Origin of the sequence: Bradyrhizobium sp. 33ap4 (genome assembly GCF_032654765.1) — a bacterium.
In the GTDB taxonomy this organism is placed as follows: domain Bacteria; phylum Pseudomonadota; class Alphaproteobacteria; order Rhizobiales; family Xanthobacteraceae; genus Bradyrhizobium; species Bradyrhizobium australafricanum.
Genome location: NZ_JAUMTJ010000006.1, coordinates 145,313 through 167,620 on the forward strand (window position 1 = coordinate 145,313; position 22,308 = coordinate 167,620).

Annotated in this window: 21 protein-coding genes; 9 read left to right on the forward strand and 12 right to left on the reverse strand. The window is 65.6% G+C overall.

The window, feature by feature from the left end:
* Positions 1 to 148 precede the first annotated feature (148 nt).
* The gene (locus Q2M23_RS06860; RefSeq protein ID WP_310885856.1) at positions 149 to 1,399 is read left to right on the forward strand and encodes a GNAT family N-acetyltransferase; all 1,251 of its coding nucleotides are present in this window, start codon (positions 149 to 151) and stop codon (positions 1,397 to 1,399) included.
* A gap of 52 nt (positions 1,400 to 1,451) precedes the next feature.
* A complete protein-coding gene (locus tag Q2M23_RS06865; RefSeq protein ID WP_057020806.1) occupies positions 1,452 to 1,877 on the forward strand; it encodes an HIT family protein in 426 nt (141 codons plus the stop codon).
* A gap of 101 nt (positions 1,878 to 1,978) precedes the next feature.
* Here the strand turns inward: Q2M23_RS06865 and tsaA are convergent, their stop codons facing one another.
* The 5 genes from tsaA to Q2M23_RS06890 all read right to left on the reverse strand — a co-directional run bounded on the left by tsaA (position 1,979) and on the right by Q2M23_RS06890 (position 5,911).
* The gene (gene tsaA, locus Q2M23_RS06870) at positions 1,979 to 2,470 is read right to left on the reverse strand and encodes a tRNA (N6-threonylcarbamoyladenosine(37)-N6)-methyltransferase TrmO (RefSeq protein WP_310885854.1); all 492 of its coding nucleotides are present in this window, start codon (positions 2,468 to 2,470) and stop codon (positions 1,979 to 1,981) included.
* A gap of 3 nt (positions 2,471 to 2,473) precedes the next feature.
* The gene (locus tag Q2M23_RS06875; protein WP_316395040.1) at positions 2,474 to 3,454 is read right to left on the reverse strand and encodes a tripartite tricarboxylate transporter substrate binding protein; all 981 of its coding nucleotides are present in this window, start codon (positions 3,452 to 3,454) and stop codon (positions 2,474 to 2,476) included.
* Positions 3,455 to 3,515: 61 nt separating this feature from the next.
* Positions 3,516 to 3,860 (reverse strand): AzlD domain-containing protein, encoded by a 345-nt coding sequence (locus Q2M23_RS06880; protein ID WP_076834502.1) that lies wholly within the window; start codon positions 3,858 to 3,860, stop codon positions 3,516 to 3,518.
* Positions 3,857 to 4,609 (reverse strand): AzlC family ABC transporter permease, encoded by a 753-nt coding sequence (locus Q2M23_RS06885; RefSeq protein ID WP_028336401.1) that lies wholly within the window; start codon positions 4,607 to 4,609, stop codon positions 3,857 to 3,859. Before Q2M23_RS06885 ends, Q2M23_RS06880 begins: the two co-directional genes overlap by 4 nt.
* Before the next feature lie 192 nt (positions 4,610 to 4,801).
* Entirely contained in the window at positions 4,802 to 5,911 is a 1,110-nt protein-coding gene (locus Q2M23_RS06890; RefSeq protein ID WP_253623770.1) for a lytic transglycosylase domain-containing protein, read from the reverse strand.
* Between the two features lie 92 nt (positions 5,912 to 6,003).
* On the opposite strand from Q2M23_RS06890, the gene Q2M23_RS06895 reads away from it, so the two are divergent.
* Positions 6,004 to 6,939 (forward strand): glycine/sarcosine/betaine reductase selenoprotein B family protein, encoded by a 936-nt coding sequence (locus tag Q2M23_RS06895; RefSeq protein ID WP_316395043.1) that lies wholly within the window; start codon positions 6,004 to 6,006, stop codon positions 6,937 to 6,939.
* A 164-nt stretch (positions 6,940 to 7,103) separates the two neighbouring features.
* On the opposite strand, the gene Q2M23_RS06900 is transcribed toward Q2M23_RS06895, so the two are convergent.
* The gene (locus tag Q2M23_RS06900; RefSeq protein WP_316395045.1) at positions 7,104 to 8,156 is read right to left on the reverse strand and encodes a phenylacetaldoxime dehydratase family protein; all 1,053 of its coding nucleotides are present in this window, start codon (positions 8,154 to 8,156) and stop codon (positions 7,104 to 7,106) included.
* A gap of 30 nt (positions 8,157 to 8,186) precedes the next feature.
* The gene (locus tag Q2M23_RS06905; RefSeq protein WP_316395047.1) at positions 8,187 to 9,158 is read right to left on the reverse strand and encodes a carbon-nitrogen hydrolase family protein; all 972 of its coding nucleotides are present in this window, start codon (positions 9,156 to 9,158) and stop codon (positions 8,187 to 8,189) included.
* Between the two features lie 236 nt (positions 9,159 to 9,394).
* Here Q2M23_RS06905 and Q2M23_RS06910 point away from each other — a divergent pair, with 236 nt between their 5' ends.
* The 3 genes from Q2M23_RS06910 (at position 9,395) to Q2M23_RS06920 (ending at position 12,413) form a co-directional block, all read left to right on the forward strand.
* A complete protein-coding gene (locus tag Q2M23_RS06910; RefSeq protein WP_316395048.1) occupies positions 9,395 to 10,351 on the forward strand; it encodes a helix-turn-helix domain-containing protein in 957 nt (318 codons plus the stop codon).
* 162 nt (positions 10,352 to 10,513) lie between these two features.
* Positions 10,514 to 10,867: a PilZ domain-containing protein gene (locus Q2M23_RS06915; protein WP_229160680.1), complete on the forward strand. Its 354-nt coding sequence runs from the start codon at positions 10,514 to 10,516 to the stop codon at positions 10,865 to 10,867.
* Positions 10,868 to 10,991: 124 nt separating this feature from the next.
* Positions 10,992 to 12,413 (forward strand): MFS transporter, encoded by a 1,422-nt coding sequence (locus Q2M23_RS06920; protein ID WP_316395050.1) that lies wholly within the window; start codon positions 10,992 to 10,994, stop codon positions 12,411 to 12,413.
* A gap of 84 nt (positions 12,414 to 12,497) precedes the next feature.
* On the opposite strand, the gene clpA is transcribed toward Q2M23_RS06920, so the two are convergent.
* Entirely contained in the window at positions 12,498 to 14,903 is a 2,406-nt protein-coding gene (gene clpA, locus Q2M23_RS06925; RefSeq protein ID WP_028336408.1) for an ATP-dependent Clp protease ATP-binding subunit ClpA, read from the reverse strand.
* A 259-nt stretch (positions 14,904 to 15,162) separates the two neighbouring features.
* Positions 15,163 to 15,495 (reverse strand): ATP-dependent Clp protease adapter ClpS, encoded by a 333-nt coding sequence (gene clpS / locus Q2M23_RS06930; protein WP_038385792.1) that lies wholly within the window; start codon positions 15,493 to 15,495, stop codon positions 15,163 to 15,165.
* On the opposite strand from clpS, the gene Q2M23_RS06935 reads away from it, so the two are divergent.
* A complete protein-coding gene (locus tag Q2M23_RS06935; RefSeq protein ID WP_156436563.1) occupies positions 15,488 to 15,664 on the forward strand; it encodes a hypothetical protein in 177 nt (58 codons plus the stop codon). The genes clpS and Q2M23_RS06935 overlap by 8 nt on opposite strands.
* 345 nt (positions 15,665 to 16,009) lie before the next feature.
* Positions 16,010 to 17,890, forward strand: a complete 1,881-nt coding sequence (locus Q2M23_RS06940) for a TadE/TadG family type IV pilus assembly protein (RefSeq protein ID WP_057020815.1) — start codon at positions 16,010 to 16,012, stop codon at positions 17,888 to 17,890.
* 71 nt (positions 17,891 to 17,961) lie between these two features.
* Here the strand turns inward: Q2M23_RS06940 and Q2M23_RS06945 are convergent, their stop codons facing one another.
* A complete protein-coding gene (locus Q2M23_RS06945) occupies positions 17,962 to 18,300 on the reverse strand; it encodes a phasin family protein (RefSeq protein WP_016844841.1) in 339 nt (112 codons plus the stop codon).
* Positions 18,301 to 18,731: 431 nt separating this feature from the next.
* Between Q2M23_RS06945 and Q2M23_RS06950 the strand changes: the two genes are divergently transcribed.
* On the forward strand, positions 18,732 to 20,525 hold the full coding sequence (locus Q2M23_RS06950) for a serine hydrolase (protein ID WP_316395056.1): 1,794 nt from the start codon (positions 18,732 to 18,734) through the stop codon (positions 20,523 to 20,525).
* 238 nt (positions 20,526 to 20,763) lie between these two features.
* On the opposite strand, the gene Q2M23_RS06955 is transcribed toward Q2M23_RS06950, so the two are convergent.
* Both Q2M23_RS06955 and Q2M23_RS06960 read right to left on the reverse strand, forming a co-directional pair.
* On the reverse strand, positions 20,764 to 21,483 hold the full coding sequence (locus Q2M23_RS06955) for a DnaJ domain-containing protein (protein WP_168857452.1): 720 nt from the start codon (positions 21,481 to 21,483) through the stop codon (positions 20,764 to 20,766).
* 84 nt (positions 21,484 to 21,567) lie between these two features.
* Positions 21,568 to 22,308 carry a VWA domain-containing protein gene (locus Q2M23_RS06960; RefSeq protein WP_168857453.1) on the reverse strand — a complete coding sequence of 247 codons (741 nt, stop codon included), beginning with the start codon at positions 22,306 to 22,308 and terminating at the stop codon, positions 21,568 to 21,570.

Consider the following 22,308-nt stretch of genomic DNA (forward strand, 5'->3'; position numbering starts at 1 on the left):
CTTGCAGTCTTGAACTCGTCGCTGCGACGCACGATGTTGGCGAGGGTTGGTCGTCATCGGCGATGGCGCAATGCGGGGCATGATCCGGAAGTGGAGCCAGCTGTTCCGGAAAGATCATGCTCAAACGAGGCACCGGTCTTCATTCTCGATGGCGTCTTCTGAAATCACCCTAGAGGCTGTAGCCGACATCGGCGGCATTCCGGCCGCCGAATGGGACGCCTGCGCCAATCCCAAGGCGGATGCGGACAGCATCCATCACCTCGACACGCTGGCCTCGCCCGGTTCCGCAAAGGATTGCCAGACCACCGCAAGTTCGAGCTATAACCCATTCGTTTCCCACGCCTTTTTTGCCGCCGCCGAAGCCTCCAAGTCGGCCTGTCCGCGGACCGGCTGGGGCCCGCGGCATCTGATCGCGAAGCTCGATGGCCGGATCGTCGGCGTCGTGCCCTGCTATCTGAAATCGCACTCGCAGGGCGAATACGTGTTCGACCGCGGCTGGGCCGAGGCCTACCACCGCGCCGGCGGCAGCTATTACCCGAAGCTTCAGGTGTCGGTCCCCTTCACGCCCGCGACCGGGCCGCGGCTGTTGATCCGCGACGGCGTCGACCGCGAGGTGATCGGCTCGGCGCTGGCGCGGGGCCTGCGGGCGCTCTGCAACGCCACCGAGGCGTCCTCCGTGCATGTGACGTTCGCCCGCGAGGACGAGGCCAGGTTCCTCGGCGCCCACGGTTTCCTGCAGCGGACCGACCAGCAGTTCCACTGGCACAATCAGGGCTACAAGACCTTCGACGACTTTCTCGGTTCGCTGAACTCCCGCCATCGCAAGGGCATCAAGCGCGAGCGCCGCGAGGCGGTCGCCGCCGGGATCACCATCCACTGGCTGGCCGGCTCGGACATCACCGAGGACGCCTGGGATGCGTTCTTCGAGTTCTACATGGAGACCGGCTCGCGCAAATGGGGCCGGCCGTATCTGACCCGAGAATTCTTCTCGCTGATCGGCGAGACGATGAGCCGGGACGTGCTGCTGGTGATGGCCAAGCGCAACGGCCGCTGGATCGCCGGTGCGATCAACTTCATCGGCTCCGACACGCTGTTCGGCCGCAACTGGGGCGCGATCGAGCACCACCCGTTCCTGCATTTCGAGGTCTGCTACTACCAGGCGATCGATTTCGCGGTTCAGCGCGGCCTCAAGGTGGTCGAGGCCGGCGCGCAGGGCGAGCACAAGCTGGCGCGCGGCTACCTGCCGCAGACCACCTATTCGGCGCATTTCATCGCCGATCCCGGGCTGCGCCGTGCGATCGCCGATTACCTCAAGCGCGAGCGCGACTATGTCGCCGAGGTCGGCCGCGAGCTCACCGAGGCCGGCCCGTTCCGCAAGACGGTCGACGACGACGCTTGACGTCTCCGCCGCCACCTAGGCAATAAATCAGCATCATCGAGGAGCCGCCGCCATGCCCGCCGCCTACGACAACAACAACATCTTCGCGAAGATCCTGCGCGGCGAGCTGCCCTGCTACAAGGTCTATGAGGACGAGCACGTGTTCGCGTTCCTCGACATCATGCCGCGCTCGCCGGGGCACACGCTCGTGATCCCGAAGGCCCCTGCCCGCAACATCCTCGACATCAAGCCCGACGACTACGCCCATGTCGCGCGCGCCTCGCACAAGATCGCCGCCGCCGCGATGAAGGCGTTCGAAGCCGACGGCATCACGGTCCAGCAATTCAACGAGCCGGCCGGTGGCCAGGTCGTCTTCCATCTGCACATGCACGTCATGCCACGCAAGGACGGCGTCGCACTGCTGCCGCCCGCGAGCCACAAGGAAGACGGCAAGGTGCTGGAGGCCAGCGCGGCGAAGCTGATCGCAGCGTTGAAGTAATCCCACCGCTGTCATTCCGGGGCGCGCGGAGCGCGAACCCGGAATCTCGAGATTCCGGGTTCGATGCTTCGCATCGCCCCGGAATGACCGGTTGAGAGATTCTACTCCGTCTCAAAGTCCCCGGCCTGCGGCGGAGCCAGCGGGGTGAACTCGCAGCGATCGGGCTTGACGTCGATCAGCGGCGTCTCGTCGAGGCAGTCGAGGCCGCGCACCAAGATGACGTTGCCCTCGACGCCGACCAGCTTGACGATCGCGGTGCCGATCGGATTGGGGCGCACCGGCGAGCGCAGCGAGAAGGTGCCGCGGGTGTTGCCGTTGTTCTTCGGGCTTTGCAGCACGATGTCGCGGCGCGACTGATGCAGCCAGTACAGCACCTCGAGATTTGAATAGAAATCGACGCCCTTGATCGCGGCGACCCAGGGCTCGAAAATCTCGAGCCGGCACACCGGGCCGTCATGGCGCCCCTGTCGCGGCGTCGCCAGCCGCGAGGTCCAGGGCGTGCGGATGCGGCCGATGAAGACAAGCGCGGCATCGCGCGCCGTCGGCATGTCGACGGCGACCTCGCCCTGGCGCAGTTCCATTTCACGTACCATGTGTCAATCCAGCGATATGTTCAGCGCCTTGACCACGCCCGCCCATCGCGCGCGATCGGTATTCACGAACTTGTCGATCTCGGCCTGGCTCTTCGCATGCAGCGGCGGGAAACCGATCTTGAGCAGCGAAGCGCGGAACGCTTCGTCGTTCAAGGCCCGGTCGAGGCTCGCCTTGATCTTGTCGGCGATGTCGTCAGGCACCCTCGACGGCGCTGCGATACCATACCAGACGCTGACCGCATAATCGGGATAGCCGCTCTCGGCGATCGTCGGCAGATCGGGCAAATCGGGGATGCGCTCCGTCGAGCTGACGCCGAGCGGCCGCAGCATGCCCGATTTGACCGGCGGCAGCGCGGTGCCGAGCGTGTCGAACATCAGCTGGATGTTGCCGGACAGCAGATCGGTCAGCGCGGGTCCTGCGCCCTTGTACGGCACGTGGGTCATCTCGACGCCGGCCATCTGCTTGAACATCTCGCCGGCGAGATGAACCGTGCCGCCGGTGCCCGCCGATCCGAAATTGAGTTTTCCGGGATTCTTCTTCGCGTAAGCGACGAACTCCGCGATCGTCCTCGCCGGCACCGACGGGTGCACCTCCATGATCATCGGCGCGTCCGTGATGACGGACAGCAGGCGAAAATCCCTGGCCGGATCGTAGGGCAGCTTCTTGTAGAGCATCGGATTGAGCACGAAGATCGAGGCGGCCGTCACGAACAGCGTGTAGCCGTCGGGATCGGAGCGCGCCACGGCCTCGGCGCCGATCGCGCCCTGCGCACCGGCCTTGTTCTCGACCACGACCACCTGTTTGAGATCGCGCCCGAGATATTCGCCGACGATGCGGCCGAGCACGTCGGTCGGCCCGCCCGCGGCATACGGCACCACGAGCTTGATCGGTCGCGTCGGATAATCCGCGGCACGCGCCGGCAGCGTCGCCGCCAGCAACGCCGTCAGAGCAACAATGATTAGCGATGATGCGCGCCGCTGCATGCCGTTTCCCCGTTGTCTTGTTCTTGGGGAGCGAGACTAGCGGATAATGCGGACGCCGCAATCAGGCGAGCCAGTATTTGCCAGCGATCATGACGACTTCGCCTGCGATCACGCCGGCGAAGATCGATTTCCTCGCCAGCATGAACACGACAAAGCCGGCGGCGACGGCGCCGTAGCGCAGCCAGTCCGGCACGCTGGCGAGCGCGCCCGGCGGTTGCACCACGATCTGCGCGATGATACCGGCGAGGATCGCGGTGGCGACCGCCCTCACCCAGACCAAGAGTTCGGAGTTCTCGTCGATGCCGCCGCCGAACCACAGGCCGAGCATGCGCCAGATCTGGTTGGGGATGACGCCCGCGACAAACAGGATCGCCAGCGCGTGCCATTCGCCGATGAAACCGCTCATGCGCGCGCCCCGACGATGCCTGCCCTCGCGCGGTGCACGGCATAGGCGATGGTGCCGGCGACGACGCCGCTGACCAGGATGTCGACGCCGCTGTTCAGCATCGCCGCCAGCGGGAACAGCAATAGGCCGAGCACCAGCGCGATGACATCGGCGAGCTCGCGGCAGTTGCGCGCCGTGGAGAACAGGAAGGCGAGCGGCGTCAGCATCAGCATGCCGGCGGCGAACAGCGGCGTGAGGTTGGCCGCGAGCATGTAGCCGATCGTGTTGGCGATCAGGCAGACCGTGACCAGGCCGCAGCCGAGCCCGTGGATGAAGGCGATCCGCCGGTTGCGCGGCACCTGCGGCAGGAAGCGGAAGCATTCGACCCACAGCGTCACGGCGGTGAGATGCGCCACCAGGATCAGATGCCGGCGCTTGGTCTGTTCGGTCCGCATCATCGGCAACACCGACACCACCATCGGAAACAGGCGGATCGCGCTGACGGTGACCGCGATCGCCGATTGCAGCACGGTGGCGCCGGAGCCGAGTGTCGTGATCACGATGATCTGCGCGGGACCGGCCCAGACGAACGCCGTGCTCGCCAGGGTCCAGCCCAGCGAGAAGCCGGAATCATGCGCCAGCGCGCCGATGCCGAGATAGGTCGCAAACAGCACCAGGGTCAACACGGTCGCGCCGATCGACCGTGCGCCCCACAGGAAGGCGCGGAACGAGGTGTGCCATTGCGGAGAATCGAGCGGAGGAAGCGCCACGGGGAACCGGATGGTTTGCAATCGCGGCGGCTTAGGGCGCTGACAACGCAGGGTCAAGCAAGAGACGGCACAGGGCGGGTATGCGCCTTGGTAGCCCGGATGAAGCGCCAGCGAAATCCGGGGCCGCTCTTGCAACCGGCGAGAGCTGTCCCGGATTGCGCTTCGCTTCATCCGGGCTACCGATCCACACAATCACGCCCTGTTCTTCAGCACGAAACACGCCCCGCCCGCCTTGCGAATGCGGTTGCACAGGCCGTCGGCCTCGGGGCGCGTGTCGGCGCCGATGCGCACCTGGTAAAAGGTCGCGCTGCCGCGGGTGCGTAGCCGCGAGCTCAAGAGGCTCGGATCCTGATCGCCGATCACGTTCGACAGCCGCTTGATGGCGCGGGCATACATCGCGAGCGCCTTGTCGCGGCTGAAGCCGGCGGCGAGCTGGACGCCCCAGACCTTGGCGGCCGACAGCGTGATGTGCTGCTCGAGCCCAGCGACGAACGGATTCGGCGCGCGCTTGAGCAGCGCCATCAGCTCGCGGCAGCTCGTGGTCGGCGCGCGCTGCGGCATCTTGCCGTTGCGCCCGGCAGCGGCCCAGTCGTCGACGCTGGAGCCGGTGATCGCGGAGACGTAATTGCGCGTCTCCTGCGGCATGTAGCCGGAGCCGGCGAGCCAATCCTGGATCCGGCGCGGGCCGGCATTGTAGGCCGCGGCCGCGAGGCCGAGATTGCCGAACTGGTTGCGCAGCTCGCTGAGGAATTCGGCCGACTTCGGCAGCGCCTGCACCGGATTGAACGGATCGAGCAACCCGCGCTCGTTTGCCGTGCCCGGCATGAATTGCGCGATGCCCTGCGCGCGCTGGCCGTTGCGGGTCATCGGACCAACCGCATCGGCCTGGAAGCGGCTCTCCTGCCAGATCACGCGCGCGAAGAATTCGAGCGGCAGATCGTTGGCCCGCGCCGCCGACTCGATCATCAGGCACATCGCCTCGCGGGTGTCGCTCTCGCGCACATCGTCCGCGGGCTTGTCGGTCGCCGCCGCGGGCTTCTCGGCCGGCGCTGCGGGCGTATCCGCCGGGGACGCGGCAGGTTTGTCGGCCGATGGTGCGGCCTGCTCTCCCGGCGGTGGCGCAGGCGGCTCCGCCGGCGCGGCCGCGGGCTGCTCAGCGGGCTTGTCCGGGGGCGGCGCTGCCGGCTGCTCGGTGCCAGGCGGCGGCGCCGGGGCCGCGGCCGGAGCGTCCTCCGCGCCGACGCGGGCCGGCGGCACCAGCAGCACAAGCATGACCAATGCGGCGCAACGACCGGTTCGCATGGCAATTCTGTTCCCGTGCGGGCGCGGCTTGACACCGCAAGCTCGTGGTCTAGCTATGGACTGAAATGATGGCGCGCAAAAGGGAGCGCAAAATGGCCGCAGCATCCGACGATCAACTCGGCTTTGCCCCCGATGACGACGCCCCGATCGGCTATATGAAGCGAACCCGCGATTATTACGCGGCTATCGGCTACACCGCCCCCTACCGCTGGGCGCATTACACCTCCGCCCCGTTCCAGCCCCTGAAGAAGCCGCTGAACCAGTCCCGGGTCGCCATCATCACGACCGCGGCGCCGTTCGATCCGGCACGGGGCGACCAGGGTCCCGGCGCGAAATACAACGGCGGGGCCAAGTTCTATGCGGTCTATGACGGCGACACGTCAAAGCAGCACGATCTGCGGATTTCGCACATCGCCTATGACCGCACCCACACCACGGCGACCGACAACGGCACCTGGTTCCCGCTGGCACAGCTCAAGCGCCTCGCCGCGGCCGGCACGATCGGCGACGTCGCGCCGCGCTTCTTCGGCGCCCCGACCAACCGCAGCCACCGCGTCACCATCGAGACCGACGCGCCCGAAATCCTCAAGCGTTGCCGTGACGACAAGGTCGACGCCGCGGTGCTGGTGCCGAACTGCCCGGTCTGCCACCAGACCGTCAGCCTGGTGGCGCGGCACCTCGAGGCCAACGGCATCTCCACCGTCGTGATGGGCTGCGCCAAGGATATCGTCGAGCACGCCGCGGTGCCGCGCTTCCTGTTCTCCGATTTCCCGCTCGGCAATTCCGCCGGCAAGCCGCAGGACGTCGCCTCGCAGGCGTTCACGCTGGAGCTGGCGCTGCGCGTGCTTGAGCAGGCGCCCGGTCCGCAGACCACCGTGCAGTCACCACTGCGCTGGAGCGCGGACCATGCCTGGAAGCGCGACTACAGCAACGCCGATGCGCTCAGCGCCGAGGAGCTGGCCCGCCTGCGCCGCGAGTTCGACGCGCAGAAGGAAGTCGCCAAGGGCCTGCGCGAGCGCGTGGCGTAAGGCTCGGCGCTAGACACGAGCACTTAGCCAACTCAAGGCGTCGTCGCTCGGCTCGACCGGGCGATCCGGTATTCCAGAGACACCAGTCAGTCACGGAGAAGCCGCGGCGTGCTGGCATGGCGCGGACAAGCCCGGCCATGACGGAGCAATGTTGAGGCGAGCTCTCAGGCGGATGGCGCCGCCGCAACCTGTATGGCGGTGAGCATGCCGGTCCGTTCATGGCAGCCGAGATATTCGAAGAACTGCTCGTCGGCGCCTGCCACCGTGACCTCGTGATACAGCCTGAGCTTGGCGTTCGGCCCCAAGGTCGAGAGATACTTCATCGCCGCGCCAAAAATCCTGACATGGGTCGGGTGCGATTCCGCCCAGCGCTCGAGTGCCGCAAGGCTCTTCCACCAGCTCTGGCCGTAGGACTTTTCGGTTGGCCTGCCCTCCGCATCGACAACGCGCATATAGCGGTTGGCATAGCAGCCGATCGGCACACCGTCGTCGCGCAGGAAATCCATGCCCTCGCGCAGCACCGGTTCGACATCGTCGAGATACATCTTGCGTTCCGCTGCCTCGGTATCGCTCCAGTCCTGTCCGGAACGGATCAGGCAGAGATTGTCATGCGCGACCACACGGATGCGTGCGCCGTCGCGGATCACGCGCGGCTCGCCGCCCGGCGTCATCGCGTCGGTCTGCGACAGCGGGATACGGTCGCGCATACCGCCCCAATAGGCGTGCTCCTGCACCTCGCCGCTCATGCCGTCGGCAAGCACCGCGACGCCCTCCGGACGGCCGAGCGACGAGAACAGCGTCTCGTAGCGCGCAACATGCGGCCGCAGCACCTCGATGAAGCGACCGACGCCATCGCCGGCGCCGCTGCCGGTCCAGGCCTCGCGCGCGCCGTCGAACCAGGCGTCGAAACGCCCGGCGTCGTCCCAATAGGCGACCGAGACGACGTTGGTGAAGCCGGCCTGGTCAACATATTGCGCGCGGTCCCAATGCGTCGGACTGTTTTCTCTGGCAAAGCGCGTGGCGATCTGCGCCAGCGCGTCGGTCGCCGCCGCGCTCCTCTCACCGCGATATTGCACGCCGAAATAGGCCATGATCACGCGCGTGACCGCGGGCTTGTGGCGCGCGACGAAGGATGGATAAGGCGGCGCGTAGTCGTCGGGCACACGCCGATGACGCGATCGGACTGTCTGCAAATGAGATGGAATGGCGGATTCCATGGCAGTCGCCTCCCGTTGGATGTCGTGCTTTCAGCTCGCGGCCGCGTCGATCTCCTCAAGGCTGTCGAGCGGAAGCGCGAAATGCTCGACGCGCTTCGAGGGCTTCTTGTTCAGCAGCAGACGCGTGACATCGGGGCGCGAATAGTGCCCGGCCGGATCGGCGGCATTCTTGGCGATCCCGATCGCGCCGAGATCGATATCGGCGAGCAGCAGGCCCTCCTGCTCGGGCGGCAGCTTCTCGGCGATCGAGCTGCCGTCCGGCCCGTAGATCGCGGCATGTCCGCCGCCGACATGCAGCAGCGCGTGCTTGTCGTCGCGGTCGCACATCTCGTCGACCATCGCCTGCGAGACCGTGGCGCAGGGCGCCAGCACGAAGCACGAGCCTTCGACCGCATAGACCCGCGAGGCCGCGTTGTTGACCTCCCAGCCGAGCGCCGGCGCGAACGGATCATACAGCGAGAAGCTCGGCCAGGCCGCGACATGGACCTGCTCGTTCTGGGCGTACATCGCGTATTTCGACAGCGGCTGCAGATGCTCCCAGCAGCACAGCGCGCCGAGCCGGCCGATGCCGGGACGGTCATGCACCGCAAGGTCGCTGCCGTCGCCCTCGCCATAGACGGTGCGCTCGGCATGGGTCGGCCGCAGCTTGCGCCGCTTCGCGATGGTCTCGCCGTCGGGCCCGATCAGCCATTGCGCGAGGTAGAGGCTGCCGCCGTCGCGCTCGGACAGGCCGAGCACCGCGGTCATGCCGGCCTTCTTGACCGCGAGCCGCAGCTTCTCGGCCTGCGGGCTGTCGTAGCTCAGCGAGTTGTCGAAATAGCGCTGCACGAAGCCGCGCCCGATCGCCCAGGCCGGCGAGTCCAGCCAGATGTACCAGGGATAGCCGGGGATGAAGGCTTCGGGAAACGCGATCAGCTTCGCCCCTTTAGCGGCGGCCTCCTCGATCAGCGCGATGGACTTGGCGATGGAGGCGTCGAGGTCGAGCCAGGCAGGTGCGGCCAAGTCGGAGGCCAAGCGGTCTTAGGAAGACAACTATAACACTCAACTCCTTGGCTCACAGAACGACATGGCTACGATCCGACTTGCGGCCTCTGACATCATGCTGCCCCGGGACCGGGCACGCCGTTCGACCAGGACGGAAGGAAAATTCGACTGCGGAGGAGATTCCCCGGCCGTCCCCGGTATGAAGCTTGCTTTGTTTGCGTGGCCAGCGTTTGCACTCGTGAAGGGAGGAAATCATGCCGGCCCTGTTCACCACGGAAGACGCGCCCACCCATCGGCGCCTTGCGCTCTGGCAGGACATCGTCTGCGACGTGTTCGTGCAGCTCGACTGCAAGTCCGACCTCGGCACCGCCTTCCACGGCGCCATCACCAGCGCGCAGCTGGGCGCGGTGAAATGCTCGGTCGTCTCGTCGAGCCGGCAACGGGTGCTGCGTACCCCGTCGCGGATCGCTCGCGCCAGCGAGGATTTTGTTCTGTTCGCCCTCGGCCGGAGTGGCGCGGGCGCCGTGCTGCAGGACGGCCGCGAGACCGTGATCCAACCGGGCGAGTTCGCATTCTACGACACCACCCGGCCCTATGAATTGCGCTTCAACGCCGACTTCACGCAGATCATCTTCCAGGTGCCGCGCGCCATGCTGCACCGGCGCTTTGCCGGCACCCAGGGCTTAACTGCGACCACGTTCACATCGGATCGTCCCGTGCAGCGGCTCGCCTGGCAGTTCATCGCGGGGCTCTCCGAGATCGCCGACAAGCTCGATCCTGACAACGCGATCCGCCTTGCCGACCAGGCCGCCGACCTGATGGCGATGGCGATGAGCGAGCGGCTCGGCGGCGCCGCGCTGCCCGCCTCGACCCACCGCTCCGCGCTGCTCTACCGGCTGAAGGCGCATGTGCTTGCGCATCTGCCGAACCCCGAGCTCAACCTCGCCGAGACCGCCGCCGCGCTCGGCATCTCGCCGCGCTACGTCAACAGCCTTTTGGCCGACGAGGACACCTCGTTCCAGCGCTTCGTGCTGGCGCAGCGGCTGGAGCGCTGCAAGCGCGACCTCGCCTCACCAGCGCACGCGCATCGCCACATCGGCGAGATTGCATTCGCCTGGGGCTTTAACGATCTCTCGCATTTCGGCCGCGTGTTCCGTGACCATTACGGCCTGTCGCCGCGCGACTGGCGGCAAAGCCGGCTGCCGAACTAAAAGCTTTTGAGGGAAGCCATAGGTCTCTTGCGGCGCAAAATAGCCGGGAATCCACGCCCTCACGGATGCAAATATTTACACTAACTGCAACGGGTTCCCCGGCGCCCTTCTTTTCGCTGGGGCGGACCGGTACAGTCGTGCCGTTCATTTGGAGGATTTCCCATGCAGGACCGGCGCCAGAACGTACGCGAGAAGGTGTTCTATGGTGCGGTTGCGGAGATCAATGGACGCGGCTCGACGATGGATTGCGTCGTCCGCAATATCAGCGAAGGCGGTGCCTGCGTTGAATTTAGCGATGCCGCGCACTTGCCCGAAGAGATGAATCTCAGCGTCGCACGCAAGGGCCGCTCGTTCCTGGCCCGCCTGATCTGGCGCCAGGCCAACAAGGTCGGCCTCGCCTTCCGGATCATGACCTCCGACACGCCGGTCAGCGATCTCGACGAGCGGGTCCGCCGCAGCGAGATCAAGAAGCGGCAGCTACAGCGGCGCATCAACGAATTGCTCGGCCAGGGCTGAGCCATCTCGGCTCGGAGCCCTCGTTCCAGTCGCGGCCGGCATCCGGCATTCGGGGTTGCAAAGGCCGGGCTAATCCAGCATGCGGTAACCCCCGCAACGCCGGAACCGAGAGCCACTCCACGACATGTCGTCCGCGATCATTGAGCATCCCGACGGGCTGCCGCAGCCGCAGCGCAATTGGGCCATTCTCACGATCGCGCTCGGCCTCGTGATGGCCGTCGTCGACGGCTCGATCGCCAACGTTGCGCTGCCGACCATTGCCCGGGATCTGAACGCCAGCCCGGCGTTCTCGATCTGGATCGTCAACGGCTATCAATTGGCGATCACGATCTCGCTGCTGCCGCTGGCCTCGCTCGGCGAAATCATCGGCTATCGCCGCGTCTATCTGGCGGGGCTGTTGCTGTTCACGCTGGCCTCGCTGTTCTGCGCGCTGTCGCACACGCTGCCGCTGCTGACGGTCGGCCGCATCCTGCAGGGGTTTGGCGCTGCAGGCATCCTCAGCGTCAACACCGCGCTGGTCCGCTTCATCTATCCGCATTCGCTGCTCGGCCGCGGCATCGGCGTCAACGCGTTGGTGGTCGCGATCTCGGCCGCGGTCGGCCCGACCATCGCCTCGTTCATCCTGGCGGTCGGGACCTGGCCGTATCTGTTCGCCATCAATATCCCGCTCGGTATCGTCACGCTGGCGCTGGGCTGGCGCTTCCTGCCGCACACCAGGCCGGCGGTTCACGCCTTCGACTGGCAGAGCGCCGCGCTGAGCGCCATCGCGTTCGGGTTCGGTATCAGCGCGATCGACAGCGCCGGCCATGGCGGGTCGCTGTATCTCTGCGCATTGGAGTTCGCTGTCGCCGCGGTCGCCTCGCATTTGCTGTACCGGCGGCAGCAGCATCTGCCCTCGCCGCTGCTGCCCGTCGACCTGCTGCGGATTCCGATCTTCGCACTCTCGATCGGCACCTCGATCGCCTCGTTCTGCGGCCAGATGCTGGCCTTTGTCGCGATGCCGTTCTATCTGGAAAATCATTTCGGATATTCGGCGGTTCAGATCGGCCTGTTGATCACGCCTTGGCCGATCGCGGTCGCGTTCGCTGCCCCGCTCGCGGGCTGGCTGGTGGAACGCTATCCGGCCGGCCTGCTCGGCGGCATCGGCCTGCTGCTGTTCGCGACGGGATTGGGCACGCTGGCCCTGATGCCGGCCAACGCGACGCCGGTCGACGTGATCTGGCGCATGGCGCTCGCCGGTGCCGGCTTCGGCCTGTTCCAGACCCCAAACAACCGCACCATGATCGCCGCCGCCCCGCGCGAGCGCTCGGGCGGCGCCAGCGGCATGTTAGGGACCGCGCGCCTGCTCGGACAGACCATCGGCGCCGCTCTGGTGGCGCTGCTGCTGGCGCGCTATCCGGCTGACGGCACCCGGATCTCGCTGATGGTCGGCGTCGGCTTTGCCGTCGTGGGAGCTGCGCTCAGCACGCTCCGGCTGTCCTCCGCCGGCAGCCGCGGCGCCGACCGGGTGCGAGTCCAGGAGGGTCAGCGGCTGAAGGGCGAGTGAAGGCACGGAGACGCCCCTCCCACCGCCAGAAACAAAAAGGCCGGCTGTTCAGCCGGCCTTTTCGTTTGGTTGTTCGCTCGCGCCTCAGACCTTGACCATCGGTCCCTTTGAGGCCGGCCCCTTGGTGCCGCCTCCGCCGCCGTTGGGACCGCCCTTCGGCGGCTTGCGCTTGCGCGGCGGCAGGTTCTCGGGCTTCGGCGTGACCGGGCCCTCGACATATTCGAAGCCGATCTTGTCCTTGGCAGTCGCCTCGTCCTTGACCAGGATGACGCGGACGTGTCCGCCGCCCTTGAGCTGACCGAACAGCACCTCATCCGCGAGCGGCTTCTTGATGTGTTCCTGGATGATGCGCGCCATCGGACGTGCGCCCATCTGCTCGTCATAGCCGTGCTCGATCAGCCAGGCCTTTGCAGGCTCGGACAGCTCGATCGTGACGTCGCGGTCGGCGAGTTGCGCCTCAAGCTGCAGCACGAACTTCTCGACCACCATGCCGATCACCTCGGCATTGAGGTGCGCGAAGGAGACGATCGCATCCAGCCGGTTGCGGAACTCCGGCGCGAACTGGCGATTGATCGCCTCGTGATCGTCGCCTTCCCGCTTCGAGCGGGTGAAGCCGAAGGCCTGCCGCGCAAGATCGGCCGCGCCGGCATTCGTGGTCATGATCAGGATCACGTTGCGGAAGTTGACCTGCTTGCCGTTGTGGTCGGTGAGCCGGCCATGATCCATGATCTGCAGCAGCACGTTGTAGAGATCCGGGTGCGCCTTCTCGATTTCGTCGAGCAGCACGACGCAATGCGGATGCTGGTCCACGCCATCGGTGAGCAGGCCGCCCTGGTCGAAACCGACATAGCCGGGAGGCGCGCCGATCAGGCGCGACACGGTGTGCCGCTCCATATATTCGGACATGTCGAAGCGCAGCAGCTCGACACCGAGCGACGCCGCCAGTTGCTTCGCCACCTCGGTCTTGCCGACGCCGGTCGGACCCGAGAACAAATAGCTGCCGATCGGCTTCTCCGGCTCGCGCAGGCCGGCTCGCGCCAGCTTGATCGACGCCGCCAGCGACTCGATCGCCTTGTCCTGGCCGAACACCGTGCGCTTCAAGGTCTGCTCGAGATGCTTCAGCACCTCGGCATCGTCCTTCGACACGCTCTTCGGCGGGATCCGCGCCATGGTCGCGATCGTGGTCTCGATCTCCTTGATGCCGATCGTCTTCTTGCGCTTGCTCTCGGCGACCAGCATCTGCGCCGCGCCGGACTCGTCGATCACGTCGATCGCCTTGTCGGGCAGCTTGCGGTCGTGGATGTAGCGCGACGACAGCTGCACCGCCGCCTCGATCGCCTCGTTGGTGTATTTCAGCCGATGGTAATCCTCGAAATAGGGCTTCAGGCCCTTGAGGATCGCGATTGCGTCTTCCACCGTCGGCTCGTTGACGTCGATCTTCTGGAAGCGCCGCACCAGCGCGCGGTCCTTCTCGAAGTGCTGACGGTATTCCTTGTAGGTGGTCGAGCCCATGCAGCGGATCGTGCCCGAAGCCAGCGCGGGCTTCAGCAGATTGGACGCATCCATCGCGCCGCCGGAGGTGGCGCCGGCGCCGATCACGGTGTGGATCTCGTCGATGAACAGGATGGCGTTCGGATGCGCCTCCAGTTCCTTCAGGACCTGTTTGAGCCGCTCCTCGAAATCACCGCGATAGCGGGTGCCCGCAAGCAGCGTGCCCATGTCGAGCGAGAACACGGTCGCGGCCGCCAGCACTTCCGGCACATCGCTGTCGACGATGCGCTTGGCGAGGCCTTCGGCGATCGCAGTCTTGCCGACGCCGGCTTCGCCGACGAACAGCGGGTTGTTCTTCTGGCGGCGGCACAGCACCTGGATCGCACGGTTGATCTCGGCATTGCGGCCAATCACCGGATCGATCTTGCCGTCGCGCGCCTTCTTGTTGAGGTTGACGCAATAGGTCTCGAGCGCCTCGCCCTTCTTCTTGGCGTCCTCGTTGCCCTTGGTCTCGGTTTCCTCGTCGACGCCGCGCACCGGCCGCGCCTCGGACACGCCGGGCCGCTTGGCGATGCCGTGGCTGATGTAGTTGACGGCGTCGTAGCGCGTCATGTCCTGCTCCTGCAGGAAGTACGCGGCGTGGCTCTCGCGCTCGGCGAAGATCGCGATCAGGACGTTGGCGCCGGTCACTTCCTCGCGACCGGACGACTGGACGTGAATCACCGCGCGCTGGATCACGCGCTGGAACCCGGCGGTCGGCTTCGCGTCATCGGCGCCGTCAGTCACCAGGTTTTCGAATTCGGTCTCGAGATAATTAACGAGGCTGGTCCTGAGCTTGTCGAGATCGACGCTGCAGGCCCGCATCACAGCCGCCGCATCCGAGTCATCGATCAGCGACAGCAGCAGATGTTCGAGCGTCGCGTATTGATGGTGGCGCTCGTTTGCGATCGCCAATGCACGGTGCAGCGACTGTTCAAGGCTTTGGGAAAAAGTTGGCATTCGCGTCCTCTATGGCCCCCTGCCATCATGATCGCCATTACCGGGTCAGGCAATAACAACCTTCGTGATCGTCTTTGATATAGTTACGACGGATCGTGGCGAAAGACCGGTCCCGCGATGATGGTTTTCTTCTAAATTCGGGGCATCGGGGCGTCGCGCGGCGACGCCCGTGATCGTACGGGAACGCCGTTCACCACCATCAAAAACCGCGATGCAAGACCCATTCCGCGCCTCGCGGCGGGTCAGTCGTTCCAGCGACCTATTTCTTTTCCATCACGCACTGCAGTGGATGCTGGTGCTTGCGCGCGAAGTCCATGACTTGCGTCACCTTGGTCTCGGCGATCTCGTAGGTAAAAACGCCGCACTCGCCGATCCCGTGGTGATGAACGTGCAGCATGATCTTGGTCGCCGCCTCGGCGTCCTTGTTGAAGAATCGTTCCAGCACGTGAACGACGAACTCCATCGGCGTGTAGTCGTCGTTCAGGATCAGGACTCGGTACAGGTTCGGACGCTTGGTCTTCGGCTTGACCTTGGTGATGACCGAGGTCGAGGGGCCGTTGCCCGTCCCATTGCGGTTGTCATCATTGTTCATTTTCGGCGCCGGCGCGGCGGCCACCGCCGGCATCGACGAAACCGGCTCGGAAATCGGGACTGTCAACGTGGATCGCAACATGGCTCAGGCGTTCGAATTCCCCAAGGGAAACCGGATGGCGGGAAACCGGATGGCAATTGGATGGTGGTCGCGATTGCCGCAAGACTGATCGCGGAACCCCCAGCAATGCTTTCCAGATTGCCGCTCCCGGTCCGATCCGGCGGCCGGATCGACTTCCCGAATATGGGCCTCGCGAGGCCCAGCCGCAAGCGCAGACCCGGCGCGGCCCACCGGTCCGATTCCGGGCGCGGCAACCCTCGGAAGGTTAATCATTTCTGCCCGATTTGACAAAGGAGTCGGGCGGCCAATTTAGACGTCATTGAGGATAGCGAGCGCTTTTGCCCGGCTTTTGAGCCTCCCCCGCGCCGCCCTGCCGGGTTTCCCGCGCCCGATTCACCATCTGTTTAGCGGCGCCGGTCGAGATGCCACCGCAATCCATTTCGACGAGAGTGCCATGCTTGGTTCAGCCATTTCCGATCGCGTCTGCGCGGTTGCTCGCCGGTTTTCCAGGGCAAATAACGGCAATGTCGCGGTGATCTTCACCTTCGCAATGCTGCCGCTCCTCGCTTTCGTGGGAGCCGCGATCGACTATACCCGCGCCAACAACGCCCGCTCCGCGATGCAGGCAGCCCTCGATTCGACCGCGCTGATGCTGTCCAAGGATCTGACCATGGGCAACATCACGGCTGCGGATATCCCGAGCAAGGCGCAGACCTATTTCACCGCGCTTTACACCAATAAGGACGGCCAGGGCATTTCCGTCACGGCGAACTACACCACCCCGACCTCGAGCGCGGCGGCCACCATCCTGCTGGGCGGATCCGGCCACATCAAATCCGATTTCATGCAGCTGGCCGGTTTTCCGACGCTGGGTTTCAAGAGCTCGACGACCACCACCTGGGGCAACGTCAAGATGCGCGTCGCCCTCGCCCTCGACAACACGGGATCGATGTCGGACGACAACAAGATCACCGCGCTGCGCAACGCGGTGGCCGGAACCGGCGGGCTGATCGACCAGCTCAGCGCGCTGAGCAAGAACAATGGTGACGTCTATATCTCCGTCATTCCGTTCGAGAAGGTCGTCAATGTCGGCACCAGCAATGTCGGTCAGAGCTGGATCGACTGGACCGACTGGCTCAATCCCCCGACCACGCAGCCCGCCAACGGCACCATGCAGGCAAGCCTGCCGATGAACTGGCACGCGGTCGGACCCGGTGCGCGATGCCCGTGGACCAACAACAACGGCGGCTTCACCTGCCAGAAGAGCCCGACAAATACGGGCAGCGCGAACTACATCCCCTCGAGCGGGACCTATTCAGGCTACATCTGCCCCAGCGTCGATGCGAACTCCTACACGCGCTACAATGGCTGCTGGGTGAGCACGCAGGTCGGCACCGGCGTGTTCTGCAGCGGCTCGACGTCGTGCAGCTGTCCGAAGAATTCGTCGGGTAACGATGTCTCCGGCTGCAGTTGCGGCACCTCCGGCGGCGTCTATCAATGCACCGGCAAGCTGTATACCCACGACTGGACGCAGCCCGGCCCCAACGACACGGCCGACAATCAGGGCCAGCCCCGGGTCAGCGCCGTCGTCGGATGGACCAACAATCAATGGACCTCGACCAACCAGATCCCCACCGTGAAAAACGACTGGCGGCAAGCGTCCACCAACCCGATCGGCAACTGGACGGGCTGCATCGCCGACCGCACCCAGCCGAATGATGCGACCGGCGTGCTGCCGGCGTCATCCGACGTCACCACGCTTTTCCCGGCCAACGAGCTCTTTGAGAACGGCTACTCCTACTGCAGCAGCAACTCCTCGCCGCAGCTCGAGCCGATCATTCCGTTGAGCTACAACTGGACCGCGCTCAAAAATGCGGTCAACGCGATGCAGCCGACCGGCGGCACCAACCAGGCGGTCGGCCTGGCGTGGGCATGGCAGTCGCTACTGGTGGGCGGCCCGTTGAACACGCCGGCGGAGGACTCCAACACCACCTACAACCGGGTCATCATTCTCTTGTCCGACGGTCTGAACACCGAGGACCGCTGGCCCGAATACGGCGACGGCCGCACGCAGGCCTCCGGCAACCCGATCGACGCCAGGCAGGCCCTGCTGTGCCAGAATCTGCAGGCCGCGAAGGACTCCAGCGGCCAGCCGCTGTACACGATCTACACGATCCAGGTGAACACGCACTCGCCCGCCGATCCGACCTCGACCGTCCTGAAGAATTGCGCCAGCACGCCCGACAAATTCTTCATGCTGACCAGCTCGACCCAGATCCTGACGACGTTCAACACGATCGGAACCGCCCTCAGCAAGCTGCGGCTGGCCAAATAGTCCCCGCTTCAGGCACAGCAAAAAAGCCCGGCCAAACAGCCGGGCTTTTCGCTTGTCTTGGTCCGCTGCGCTTACTGAGCAGCGGGCGCGAACTTGGAGACCAGACCCTCATAGGGCTTGAAGGTCTGCTTGGCGCAGTCGCTGTACAGGCCGGCGATCTTCTGCGATTCCGCAACGAAGGTCTCGTAGGACGAGCGCAGGTACTCGGTCTGCGCCTCGAGCGCCTTGTCCAGCGACTTCACGCCCGACAGCTTCTCGACGAACGACTTGGTGTCCTCAAAGGACTTCTTGGCATAGTCGCCATAGGCGGTGGCGATGGCCTGAACGCCGCTCTGCAGGTTGTTCGCCGACGCGGTGACCGACTCGAAATGCTCTTTGCCGTAGTTCTGAATGTCTTCGATCTTGACCATGGATGGAATTCCTTTTCCCAGACTTGAAGGCGCAAATTCCCATTGCCGGGAAGCTCCCGGCCCCCTGACGCCGATAGCCATATCGCATCGCACAATAGAGTCAACGAATATTGTGCGTCGCACAATCCCACAACCCCACAACCCCGAATCTCCGGCATTCGCGATAAACCCCGGGGGACTACGCAACGGTTGCTTAATCTTTTGGAAACTCGGTCCGCCTAACCTGATTCCCGGACTTTGTTCGCCTTCCGACAGACAGCCTCGAAAGCTGTTTGTGAACAACACCTTAGCTAGAAGAGCGACCTGAGCCGCCACCTCGGCCGATGGTTCTGCCCGAAGTGGTTTGTTGCGCAGGCAAGGATCGATGGCCGCCGGGCACAATTTCGCCTCACGAGCCAGTGATCTAGATAGAAATTGGGACGGGGAAGTAGATGCTTCGAACAACCTTGGCCTCCTCGCGGGCGCTGCGAGTTGGCGTTCTTGGGCTCGTGACCGTCACGACGGCGATCCTGATCACGAGTGATAGCGCCGAGGCGCGCCGTCACCGGCGCCACTACGCCCGTCACCACCACAGCCAGGAAGCGCGCGAGAGCTACAGCCCGCAATTCGCGTCGATCATCGTCGACGGCAACACCGGTTCGGTGCTGACCGCCACCAGTCCCGACGGCCTGCGCCACCCAGCCTCGCTGACCAAGATCATGACGCTCTATCTGCTGTTCGAGCGCCTCGATTCCGGAAAGATGAAGCTCGACACCGAAATGCCGGTGTCCGAGCACGCCTCCGAACAGGACCCGACCAAGCTCGGCCTGCGGCCCGGCTCGACCATCAAGGTCGAAGACGCCATCAAGGGCCTGGTCACCCGCTCGGCCAATGACGCCGCGGTCGTGATCGCCGAGGCGATCGGCGGCAGCGAAGACGATTTCGCCCGGATGATGACCCGCAAGGCCCGCGCGCTCGGCATGAGCCGGACCGTTTATCGCAACGCCTCCGGCCTGCCCAACGATGAGCAGGTGACGACGGCGCGCGATCAATCGACCCTCGGCCGCGCGATCCAGGACCGCTTCCCGCGCTACTACCGCTACTTCTCGACCTCGGTGTTTAACTTCCGCGGCCAATCGATCCGCAACCACAACCATCTGCTCGGCAACGTCGAGGGCGTCGACGGTATCAAGACCGGCTACACCCGCGCCTCCGGCTTCAACCTCGTGACCTCGATGCGCCGCGGCAATCGCTTCCTGGTCGGCGTGGTCCTAGGCGGCCGCAGCGGCGGCTCGCGTGACGCCATCATGCGCAACCTGCTCGCCGAGAACGTCGGGAAGGCCGCGACCACCCGCACTGCCGCCGCGATCACCGAACGCAATCCGGCCGACGCCAATGTCGAGGTCGCCGACGCGGATAATGCGCGCGCGCCGGACACCTCGCCCGTCGCGGCATCGGAGCCCGCCGCTGCAGCTGCCGCGATCCAGGCGCCGCGCCCGGCCAGCAAGCCCTCGCTGATGGCGGCGGCCGCCGCTGCGCTGCCGCCGCTCCCGGCCAAGCCGGAGCCGCAGGCCAAGCCCGAGCCGGCGCCGCTGACCTCAGGCGTGATCCAGACCCAGCCGATCGCCGCGATCCCCGGCTCGGCTGAACCGATGAAGCCGGTCAAGGTGAAGACGGTGCAGGTCAAGGCCGGCCAGATCAAGCTCGCCGCGGCTGGCCCGGCGCAGTCCGCGCCTCCGATCACCAACACGATCCCCTCGCGCGGCGAGGTCCCCGAGACCTCCAATGCGATGATGGCGCGGGCCGCCGAGACCTCGAGGCCGGAAATGCCGCCGCAGCCGGCCAATTTCGGCACCGGCAACGGCATCCTCGGCGTGCTGCCGGCCTCGGCCGTCCATGCACCTGCTACCCCGGCGCCGCAGGCCGTCGCGTCGATCGAATCTGCAACCCGCAGCGTGCAGGCCGCCCCGCCGACCAGCTCAGCAAAGCCGAGCGCCGCGCATACCGGCTGGATCATCCAGGTTGGCGCGCTGGAGTCCGAGGGCGAAGCCAACAAGCGCATCGACCTGGCGCGCAGCTCGGCCCGCGGCCTGCTCAGCAAGGCGGACCCGTTTACCGAGGTGGTCGCCAAGGATAATCGCAAGCTCTATCGCGCCCGTTTTGCCGGCCTCGAGCGCGATCAGGCCGAGGCGGCTTGCAAGACGCTGAAGCGCGCTGAGATCTCCTGCATCACCGTTCGCAACTGATCGTCAGCATCTGCTGATTTCGAACGGCCGGCGCCGCAAGCGCCGGCCGTTTTGCTTTTGCCGCCGCGAAAACAGCCGGCCGTCCGCGAGCGGCGCAACCATGAAACTTCTCGTCAAGATTTTACGGTTAAGTTTTCCCGAAAGAGCGATCGGCCACGCCGGAAGCGGCGGGCCAGACGGGGCATCAATCAGAAACGGAAGGCAGCTCTCGGCTGTGGCGTTGGTAGCGTAGCCGGAGTTAGAGATGCGTGCGAAGCAGAGTGTCCTTGGCCTCGTTCACACGGGCCGCGAGGTACGTCGAGCCCCCCTGGTCGGGATGGAGTTTCTTCATCAGGGTTCGGTGAGCCCGGCTGATGTCGTCGCGCGACGCTCCCGGCTGCAGGCCAAGGATCTGATAGGCCTCCTCGTTCGTCATTTTGCCGCCCGACGCCGCACGGCCCTGCCCCCGTGCCCGGTCGCCCTGTGCGTCCTGACGCCAGGCGGGAAAGCGGCGGTCCAGATAGCTTTCAAGTAGCGCGACGCTCTCGGCGTCGAAGCTCGGGACCATCGCCAATAGCTGCGACAGGTCGAACTCATCGAGCATGCGGCCGGCCTGCGGTCCGGCCACGATCTGGCCCCTGAGCACGCCGCTGCCGTGATCGAGGGTCATATCGAGATATTGCGAGCGCACCCGCGAGCTTTGTCCCTGGCTGCGCGAACCGCCGAACATACCGCCGAGATTGGGAAATCCGGTGCTTCCGAACGGCGACCAGCCGAGCAGTCCGGCGCCGAAAATGCCGAGCGGAATTGCCACCGCCAGTTCGCCCCGCACGCCGGTAAAGGCCGCGACCGCCAGCGCGAGCACCCCGCCGCCGATCTTGATCGCGCGCGCAAGCACGGCGGGATTGGCCGCACGGAACATCTGCAGCGCGGAATAAAGGACGACAACGGCGATGACGCCGGCGATCAGCGTTGGCATGTCGGGAATATAGGCGGCCCGGCGGCAAAAAGCATGCGAAGCTTCGTCTCCCCGGCATCAGGCGGAGCCTGACGCGACGCGGCGCTATTTCATCTGGCCGATCAGCTTCGCCGCGCCGCTCGTCGTCTTCGCCAGTTGCAGCAGCGCCTCGCGGCCGCCGGCGGCATAGGCTGCGGCGGCACGCAGCAATTCGCGGAGCTGGGCGGCCGCGCCGGGATCGAACCTGCACCAGGCGCCGCCGGTCAGTCGCGCGATCTCGCGAAACGTTTGCTCGGCGGTCGCATCCCTGCCCTCCTGGAACATGAAGACCGGCACCTTGAGCAGGCCGAGCTCACCGGCTTTGGCGCAGAGATCGTCGGCGCTCTCCTCCATCGCGTCGCCGACGAACACCAAGGCGCGCACCCCTGCCTCGACCGCTTCGCGACGCGTCTCGGACAGCACCTTGCCGATCTGGGTGTTGCCGCCCTGGCAATCGATCTTGCTCATCAGCCGCGCGAGCTGCGCGCTGTCGGAGATCCAGCCCGACGCACGGCATTCATTGAAGCCGCGATAATAGACGAGGCGGATATCGAGACTGCCGAGCGCGCCGGCCTCGCGGAACATGTCCGCCTGCAGCGTGCACGCCATGTCCCATGTCGGCTGCCGGCTCATCGTGGCGTCGAGCGCGAACACCAGCCTGCCGTGGGCGCCGGCGCGATGCGGCGACATCGCCCGCGCCTTGGCGACGAATGCCGCGATGTCGTTCGCGCTGGATGCCGGCACGCCAGGCGCATGGGCCGGGCGTACATCGCTTCCGGATGTCGGTTTGATCGTCTTGCCGGCCAT

Coding starts and splice junctions, on each gene's coding strand:
- Q2M23_RS06860 (WP_310885856.1), top strand. CDS start 149: ATGGCGTCTTCTGAAATCACCCTAGAGGCTGTAGCCGACATCGGCGGC.
- Q2M23_RS06865 (WP_057020806.1), top strand. CDS start 1,452: ATGCCCGCCGCCTACGACAACAACAACATCTTCGCGAAGATCCTGCGC.
- tsaA (WP_310885854.1), bottom strand. CDS start 2,470: ATGGTACGTGAAATGGAACTGCGCCAGGGCGAGGTCGCCGTCGACATG.
- Q2M23_RS06875 (WP_316395040.1), bottom strand. CDS start 3,454: ATGCAGCGGCGCGCATCATCGCTAATCATTGTTGCTCTGACGGCGTTG.
- Q2M23_RS06880 (WP_076834502.1), bottom strand. CDS start 3,860: ATGAGCGGTTTCATCGGCGAATGGCACGCGCTGGCGATCCTGTTTGTC.
- Q2M23_RS06890 (WP_253623770.1), bottom strand. CDS start 5,911: ATGCGAACCGGTCGTTGCGCCGCATTGGTCATGCTTGTGCTGCTGGTG.
- Q2M23_RS06895 (WP_316395043.1), top strand. CDS start 6,004: ATGGCCGCAGCATCCGACGATCAACTCGGCTTTGCCCCCGATGACGAC.
- Q2M23_RS06900 (WP_316395045.1), bottom strand. CDS start 8,156: ATGGAATCCGCCATTCCATCTCATTTGCAGACAGTCCGATCGCGTCAT.
- Q2M23_RS06910 (WP_316395048.1), top strand. CDS start 9,395: ATGCCGGCCCTGTTCACCACGGAAGACGCGCCCACCCATCGGCGCCTT.
- Q2M23_RS06915 (WP_229160680.1), top strand. CDS start 10,514: ATGCAGGACCGGCGCCAGAACGTACGCGAGAAGGTGTTCTATGGTGCG.
- Q2M23_RS06920 (WP_316395050.1), top strand. CDS start 10,992: ATGTCGTCCGCGATCATTGAGCATCCCGACGGGCTGCCGCAGCCGCAG.
- clpA (WP_028336408.1), bottom strand. CDS start 14,903: ATGCCAACTTTTTCCCAAAGCCTTGAACAGTCGCTGCACCGTGCATTG.
- clpS (WP_038385792.1), bottom strand. CDS start 15,495: ATGAACAATGATGACAACCGCAATGGGACGGGCAACGGCCCCTCGACC.
- Q2M23_RS06940 (WP_057020815.1), top strand. CDS start 16,010: ATGCTTGGTTCAGCCATTTCCGATCGCGTCTGCGCGGTTGCTCGCCGG.
- Q2M23_RS06945 (WP_016844841.1), bottom strand. CDS start 18,300: ATGGTCAAGATCGAAGACATTCAGAACTACGGCAAAGAGCATTTCGAG.
- Q2M23_RS06950 (WP_316395056.1), top strand. CDS start 18,732: ATGCTTCGAACAACCTTGGCCTCCTCGCGGGCGCTGCGAGTTGGCGTT.
- Q2M23_RS06955 (WP_168857452.1), bottom strand. CDS start 21,483: ATGCCAACGCTGATCGCCGGCGTCATCGCCGTTGTCGTCCTTTATTCC.
- Q2M23_RS06960 (WP_168857453.1), bottom strand. CDS start 22,308: ATGGCCGGCAAGACGATCAAACCGACATCCGGAAGCGATGTACGCCCG.